Origin of the sequence: Pseudoxanthomonas sp. CCNWLY206-1, from assembly GCF_039710385.1 — a bacterium.
In the GTDB taxonomy this organism is placed as follows: Bacteria; Pseudomonadota; Gammaproteobacteria; order Xanthomonadales; family Xanthomonadaceae; genus Pseudoxanthomonas_A.
On the sequence record NZ_JBDKXI010000005.1, the window covers coordinates 22,080 to 28,860 of the forward strand.

The 6,781-nt window shown below is 62.7% G+C and carries 7 protein-coding genes; 2 read left to right on the forward strand and 5 right to left on the reverse strand.

All coding sequences use genetic code 11. The features are described from left to right. Positions 1 to 2 precede the first annotated feature (2 nt). Entirely contained in the window at positions 3 to 422 is a 420-nt protein-coding gene (locus tag AADW18_RS12335; RefSeq protein WP_337343694.1) for a VOC family protein, read from the forward strand. Positions 423 to 534: 112 nt separating this feature from the next. On the opposite strand, the gene AADW18_RS12340 is transcribed toward AADW18_RS12335, so the two are convergent. Next, positions 535 to 1,038, reverse strand: coding sequence for an MgtC/SapB family protein (locus tag AADW18_RS12340; RefSeq protein ID WP_337343695.1), 504 nt, complete (start codon positions 1,036 to 1,038; stop codon positions 535 to 537). A 281-nt stretch (positions 1,039 to 1,319) separates the two neighbouring features. Between AADW18_RS12340 and AADW18_RS12345 the strand changes: the two genes are divergently transcribed. Continuing rightward, positions 1,320 to 1,670 carry a NirD/YgiW/YdeI family stress tolerance protein gene (locus AADW18_RS12345; protein ID WP_337343696.1) on the forward strand — a complete coding sequence of 117 codons (351 nt, stop codon included), beginning with the start codon at positions 1,320 to 1,322 and terminating at the stop codon, positions 1,668 to 1,670. A 121-nt stretch (positions 1,671 to 1,791) separates the two neighbouring features. Here AADW18_RS12345 and egtD read toward each other — a convergent pair whose 3' ends face one another. The 4 genes from egtD to AADW18_RS12365 all read right to left on the reverse strand — a co-directional run bounded on the left by egtD (position 1,792) and on the right by AADW18_RS12365 (position 6,582). Then, positions 1,792 to 2,772, reverse strand: a complete 981-nt coding sequence (gene egtD, locus AADW18_RS12350) for an L-histidine N(alpha)-methyltransferase (protein WP_337343697.1) — start codon at positions 2,770 to 2,772, stop codon at positions 1,792 to 1,794. Then, entirely contained in the window at positions 2,769 to 4,070 is a 1,302-nt protein-coding gene (egtB, locus tag AADW18_RS12355) for an ergothioneine biosynthesis protein EgtB (RefSeq protein WP_337343698.1), read from the reverse strand. The genes egtD and egtB overlap by 4 nt, the downstream gene beginning before the upstream one ends. A gap of 281 nt (positions 4,071 to 4,351) precedes the next feature. Next, complete coding sequence (locus AADW18_RS12360; protein WP_337343699.1) at positions 4,352 to 5,848, reverse strand: glycine betaine ABC transporter substrate-binding protein; 1,497 nt, start codon at positions 5,846 to 5,848, stop codon at positions 4,352 to 4,354. After that, a complete protein-coding gene (locus AADW18_RS12365) occupies positions 5,845 to 6,582 on the reverse strand; it encodes an ATP-binding cassette domain-containing protein (protein WP_337343700.1) in 738 nt (245 codons plus the stop codon). Before AADW18_RS12365 ends, AADW18_RS12360 begins: the two co-directional genes overlap by 4 nt. Positions 6,583 to 6,781 lie beyond the last annotated feature (199 nt).

Consider the following 6,781-nt stretch of genomic DNA (forward strand, 5'->3'; position numbering starts at 1 on the left):
CGATGGGCGCGATCACGCAGTTCCATCTTGCTTTTCCGGTACGCGATCTCGATGAAGCGCGACACTTCTATGGCGATGTGCTCGGGTGCCCGAAAGGCCGCACCGACACTTCGTACCAGGATTTCGATTTTTTTGGCCATCACCTGGTCGCGCATATTTCCGGCGAGGGCCAGCCGTTGCAAAGCGGCCGCTTTGACGGTGAAGCCGTTCCGGTACCGCATTTCGGCATGAACCTGGACCGCGAATCCTGGGAATCGCTCGCCACACGGCTGAAGGCAGCGAAGGTTGCGTTCCATGAAGAACCGCATCTGCGCCTGAAGGGCCAGCCGGGTCAGCATGTGACCATGTTCCTGTTCGATCCCTCGGGTAATGCGCTGGAATTCAAGTCATTCGACGACCCCGAGCAGACTTTTATTCCTTGACCGCCCGTTGAATGTAGGAGCGCCGTCCCGGCGCGAGCTTTTCATGATCTGCCGGTTCCGGAAAAAGCTCGCGCCGGCACGGCGCTCCCACAACGGCGCGACACCGGTCTCATCAGCGCTTCGGTTTGTCCTTCCCCACGTCGCTAGCGGGAGGCACCGCGCGCTCGAAGCGACGAAACAGCGCCAGCACCACCACGCACATCAGCGAAGCGCCCAAGGCCAGGAGATAGTTGCCCAATCCGGCGGCGATACCGATCGCCGCGGCCATCAGCAACGAACTCGCGGTGGTGAGGCCGTGTACCCGATCGCTCTTGCCCGATCGCAGAATGGCACCTGCACCCACGAAGCCCACCGCCGCGACCACGGCTTCGATCAACCTCACCGGATCCACCCGCAGCAGTTCACGGTATTGTTCCTGCGAAAAATGCTGCGCTATCACGTCGCCCAAGCCCACGATGAGCGCGGCGGCTCCGCTGATCATCATATGTGTCCGCAGCCCTGCGGCATGCCGGCCCATCTCCCGCTCCAGGCCAAGTACCCCGCCCAGCAGCATGGCCGCGGCGATCCGCACCAGAATCCATAGGTCCTGCTCGATCATTGCATTGAATTCCATCATGTCGCGTCGCGCAGACGATTGCTGCGCTGGAAGCCGGCTTGGCCGTGTCGTGTAAGGGTGGCCATGGGTGTCCCAGAAGTTAAGTGGATGCCTCGGTGTAAGGCATGGCGCATGCGTCTGACGTGAAAATCCGCTGCGCACCTCGACTCCGGTGCTGCCCGTCCAGAGAGTCACGCCTCATCCACACGACGTCCCATGCTCCCCAACGCTTTTAGGGCGATCTCGATGGATGTGCCTGCTCCGCTTGCCTAAGGTGTGCGCTCCCGAAAAGAAGGCTCGTCATGAACCTCCGGACATTCCTTTCCGCAGCCCTGCTGCTACCCATGTCGACCGTGGCGGTCGCGCAGTACAAGGGACCCAACGCCGTCCGTTCGGTTACGGCCGCCGACTCGGCCAGCAAGGCAGCGGACAATACGCCCGTGGTGCTGGAAGGCACGCTGGTGCGCCATATCGGCAATGACATCTACGAGTTCCGCGACGACAGCGGCACGGTGAGGGTCGAAATCGATCCAGAAGATTTCCCGCTCGGCACTCCCATCGAAGCCACCACCAAAGTTCGCTTGATCGGCGAAGTCGAGAAGGACTGGGGCGCGGTGGAGATCGATGTGGAGCAAGTGGAAGTTTTGAACTAGCCAGCGGTTTACGCGAGGGCCAAGTCGCTTTTCACGCGGATGCGGCATCCGCCGCTCGAATGGTATCGAGGATATCCATGGCATAGCGCACGCTACGACAAGCCCTCGGAGACCGAGCTCATCACCCCGGTCTCAGCAACCGCAATCCGAACCAATCCTTGGGATCGTTCCATTCCTCGGCCACGACCAAATCCGCAGCCGCGGCCAGCGCCGCGAAGCCGCCATTGCTGTACTTATGACTGTATTCAACCAGCATGGCTTCATCCTGGCCGAATCGGAAGCCGCGCCCGGCGACGTGCACGTGTTGCGGTCGCAGACTGACCAGGAAAGTTTCAATGCGGCCACGTTCGTGAACATAGCGGGCGTAATGGCGGAAGCCAGTCAGATCGAAGTCGCTGCCAAGTTCGCGATTCATCCGCACCAGCAGGTTGAGTGTGAATGCCGCGGTGATGCCGGCTGCGTCGTTGTAGGCGGCTTCGATCAATGCCGGATCTTTCTGCAGATCGATGCCGATCAGTGCTTGCCCATCCGGCCCCATGATCTGGCGCATTCCCGCCAGGATGCGGACCGCCTCATCGTGCGTGAAGTTACCGAGCGTGGAACCTGGAAAGAACACCAGCGTTCGTTGTGATGAGCGTACCGCCTGCGGCAGTGGCACGGAGCAAGTGAAATCCGCGCAGATCGGAAGTATCTCGACAGCGGGGAACGCAGCCGACAAACGCGCCACGGTTTCTTCCAGCGCGGAGCGCGATATTTCTACTGGGGTATAGGCTGCAGGCTCGCGCAGACCCTGTAACAGCTGCCGCGTCTTCTGGCCGCTGCCGCTGCCGTACTCCACTACATGCACGCGGGCACCCACCGCTTCGGCGATGGCCGGCATGCGCATATCCAGCAAGGCCTGTTCGACCCGGGTGAGGTAGTACTCCGGCTGCCGGGTAATCGCTTCGAACAGCTCCGACCCGCGATGATCATAGAAATACTTGGACGGTATCCGCTTCGGCGTGCGTGACAGGCCCGCCAGTACGTCTTCCAGCAGGTCGTCCGCTTGCGGTTGCGGATCCGCGAGCGAGGAGACCTGGGGGCAGATCATCGCAGCGTTCATACCACCTCCTTGGCAAGGCGCAACCCGGAAAATTGCCAGCGAGCGGATGGCGGGAAAAAATTCCGGTAGCTGGCACGGACGTGATCGCGCGGCGTTGCGCAACTGCCGCCACGCAACACATATTGGCTGGACATGAATTTTCCGTTGTATTCGCCTAGCGAACCCGACAGAGGACGAAAGCCCGGGTAAGGCGCATACGCGCTGGAAGTCCACTCCCAGACGTCGCCAAACAGCTGGCACAGGCCTGGCCCATGTGTCGCTAGCGCCTGCGGATGCAGCGCGGCGGCTTCGGTGTCGGCCAAATTGCCTTCGACGCTGGCACCGGCCGCGGCCTGCTCCCATTCGGCCTCCGTCGGCAAGCGAGCGCCCGCCCAGCGCGCGAACGCATCGGCTTCGAAGTAGCTGAGATGGCAGACCGGCGCGTGCGGGTCCAAGGCGCGCCATCCGGCCAGCGTGAACTCGCGTTCGCCGTCCTCGCTCCAGTAAAACGGCCGCCGCCATCCTTGCGTGTGGGCCTGTTCCCAACCTTCGCTCAACCACAGGTCAGGCGTCCGATAGCCGCCATCGGCGATGAACTCCCGATACTCTTCATTGCTGATGGGGCGGCTGGCGAGCGCGTGCGCTGGCACCAGCACACGATGACGCGGGGATTCGTTGTCGTAGGCGAAGACTGGCGATGACGGCCAAGGCGCCGCGCCGATTTCAGTGATGGCTTCGTCGCGCGCCACCCATCGCAATGATGCGGCCTGGCCGGGACGCATGGGCAGATCGCTGCGATATGCCGGGGTCAGCGGATTGGACCAGAATGCGTGCTTGATGTCGGTGAGCAGTAGTTCCTGGTGCTGTTGTTCGTGATGAGTACCCAGCAGCAGTGTTTGCAGATCGTCTTCATTGAGATCACCACCGGCAAGACGCTGCTGTACGCGTGCATCAATCTCGGCTCGGTAATCCAGCACCTCGGATAATGTTGGCCGCGACAGCAATCCACGCCGCGGCCGGGCATGGATCGGACCCGCACTCTGGTAATAGCTATTGAACAGATAATCCCAGTGCGGGTTTACCAGTACGTAGTCATCGCGCCTGGAAAGTACGAAGCGTTCGAAGAACCAAGTGGTGTGGGCGAGATGCCATTTGGCGGGACTGGCATCGTCCATGCTTTGCACCATGGCGTCTTCCGGCGACAACGGTGCCGCCAGCGCCAGGCTGGCCGCACGGACGGACAGGTAACGTGCAAGCAACGCCTGCGGCTCGACGGCGCTGTCGTAGGTCTTCTCGGCAGGGGCAATGGACCCAGGCATCGAAATGAGCATAGGAGAACTATGTGAAAGCATTGTTATGCGGTTGGATGTGTGCGTCGGCTTTTCATGTAGAGCGGAGCTGCGCCTCGCGGTGGTACCGAATCCATGGCAATGAGGCCGTCGCAACGGCCAGTGATAACGAATAGGCCGTAGAGCGGAGCTTGCTCCGCTGCTCTTGGGGCAAGGCGAGAAGTGCCTTCTGTGCGGCTAGTCGCTATCAACGGCCGTCGCGACGGCCTCATTGCTACTGATTCGGCGCTATCACGAGGCGCAGCTCCGCTCTACGTTCTAGCCGCCAACCGCAAACCGCGCGGCGTCAGCAAGCGCTGCGCCACATCCAGCACACCCTGCACCAGCAAAGCCAACAGCGCAGCCGGCACGGCACCTTCCAGAATCAAACCGATATCATCCAGGCGGATACCGGTGAGAATCGGCTGGCCATAGCCGCCCGCACCGATCAGCGCGCCCAGGGTGGCGGTGCCCACGTTGATCACCGCTGCCGTCTTGATCCCCGCCAGAATGGTTCCCAACGCCAGCGGAAACTCCACCCGCCACAACCTCGTCCGTGGCGTCAGACCCATCGCCGCGGCGGTTTCGCGCAGCTCCAACGGAATGCCGGTCAACCCGGCATGAGTGTTGCGCACGATCGGCAGCAAGCTGTAGAGGAACAGCGCCGCGATAGCGGGCTTCGCCCCGATGCCGAACAACGGGATCATGAACACGAATACCGCCAGCGAGGGCAGCGTCTGCAGCAATCCCGTCGCCGAAAGAACGATTTGCCCCAATCTTGGCCGCCGCGCGGCGAGCACGCCCAGTGGCAAGGCCACCAGCAACGCCAGTCCCAGTGATAGTGCGACCAGCGCCAGATGCTCGCGGGTGCGATGCCAGATCCGCGCCGCGCGACCGCCTGTTTCCGGCGCGGCGACGCCCAGCCAATCGGCGGCAACCACCGCTTCGCTCTCGCGGTCCAGCTTCACTCGCGCGTTGAGCCGTCGCATGGTCGGCGCATCGATGCGGCCGGCGAGGTTCTTCAACGCAGCCTCCCAGGCCGGTGCACGCTGCGCCAAGTCCGCGCGGTACAGATAGACCGCTGCGTAGTCGGGAAAGTAACCCCGGTCGTCGACCAGCACCCGTAGCCTGTAGCGCGGAATCTCCGCGTCGGTGCTGTAGAGATCGGTCACGTCGATGGCGCCGCTGGCCAGCCCGCGGTATGCGAGATCGTGGTCCAGGCCGTCGGCTCGCTGCGGCAGGCCGTAGGCGGCGCGCAATCCGGGCCAGCCATCCACACGCGAAAGAAATTCGTTGCTCAGACCTATTTTCAGATGTGGGTGGCCACGCAGATCGGAGATCCTCGCAATACCCAACGCCTGCGCGCGTTCGTCGCGCATTCCCAAGGCGTACGTATTGTCGAAACCCAGTGGCTCCGTCATCGCCAAGCCGCGTTGCGCCAATGCGCGACGCAACGCCTCGTGGTCTGCCCCTGGCATTTTCAGCAGTTCCTCGGCCAGCGTACCGGTGTACTCCGCATATGCGTCGATGGCGCCGGTTTCCAGGGCGCGCCACAGGATGCGGGTACCTCCAAGTTGGCGCTGATGCTCGACCGTCACGCCTGCCTGCCGTCCTGCACCCGCGCCGATCTCGCCCAGGATCACCGCTTCGGTGAAATTCTTGGATCCGATGATTACCGTCTCGGGTTTCTGGGTTTGCGCCAGCGTCGGGAAAGCGCAGAAGCAGGCCAACAGAAACCCCGATGCCCATGTGAGTAGGTCCCGCTTCATGCGCCTTCCCGCAAACGCCGCTGTGCATGCATGAACCGGTGCACGAACGGGTCGACAGGCGCATCCAGCAGCTCGTCGATGCTGCCCTGTTGCAATACCTTGCCTGCGCGCAACAGCACCAGCGTGTCGGCCAGCCATGCCGCTTCGGCCACGTCATGCGTCACCAGCACCACGGTCTTGCCCAGCAGTGCGAACAGCGCGCGCATCTGTGTTTGCAAGTCGTGGCGGATGACGGGATCCAAAGCGCCCAGGGGTTCGTCCAGCAGCAGTACCGCCGGGTCCAGCATCAGCGCGCGAATCAGGCCAACGCGTTGGCGCTGCCCGCCTGAAAGTTCCGCGGGATAGCGCGATAGTGCGGCGAACGGCAGCTGGCACAGATCCGCCAACTCACGGAGGCGCGCTTCGATCCGCGATGTTTCCCAGCCCAGCGTGCGCGCCAGCAGCGCTGCGTTGGCGGCGCCGGTGAGATGCGGAAACAATCCACCCTCCTGGATCACGTAGCCGATACGCCGCCGCTGTTCCAACAATGTCTCGCGTCGCAGCGGCACGCCATCGAAGCGTACTTCGCCGGTATCCGGCCACTCCAGCCCGATCAGCATGCGCAGTATGCTGGACTTACCCGCGCCGCTAGGTCCGATCAAAGCGGTTGTCCGCCCTGAGGCAATGGACAAGTTGATGGCGTCCAGCGCGACGGTCGCGCCGTGGTGCTTGCTTACGTGTCTTAGCTCGAACATCGGGTGAGCTTAGCGTCCTTGGCCGGTGTTTTGGACCGTAGCGTGCGCTGTGCGCACGGCCGGTGACATTTCGGCGTGATGCGCATGGCGCACGCTCATGCATGGGCTCTTGTTGGAGCGCCGTCTCGGCGCGAGCTCTTGCTGCCATGTCGCGAGCTGACAAGAAGAGCTCGCGTCGGGACGACGCTCCTACGGGAGC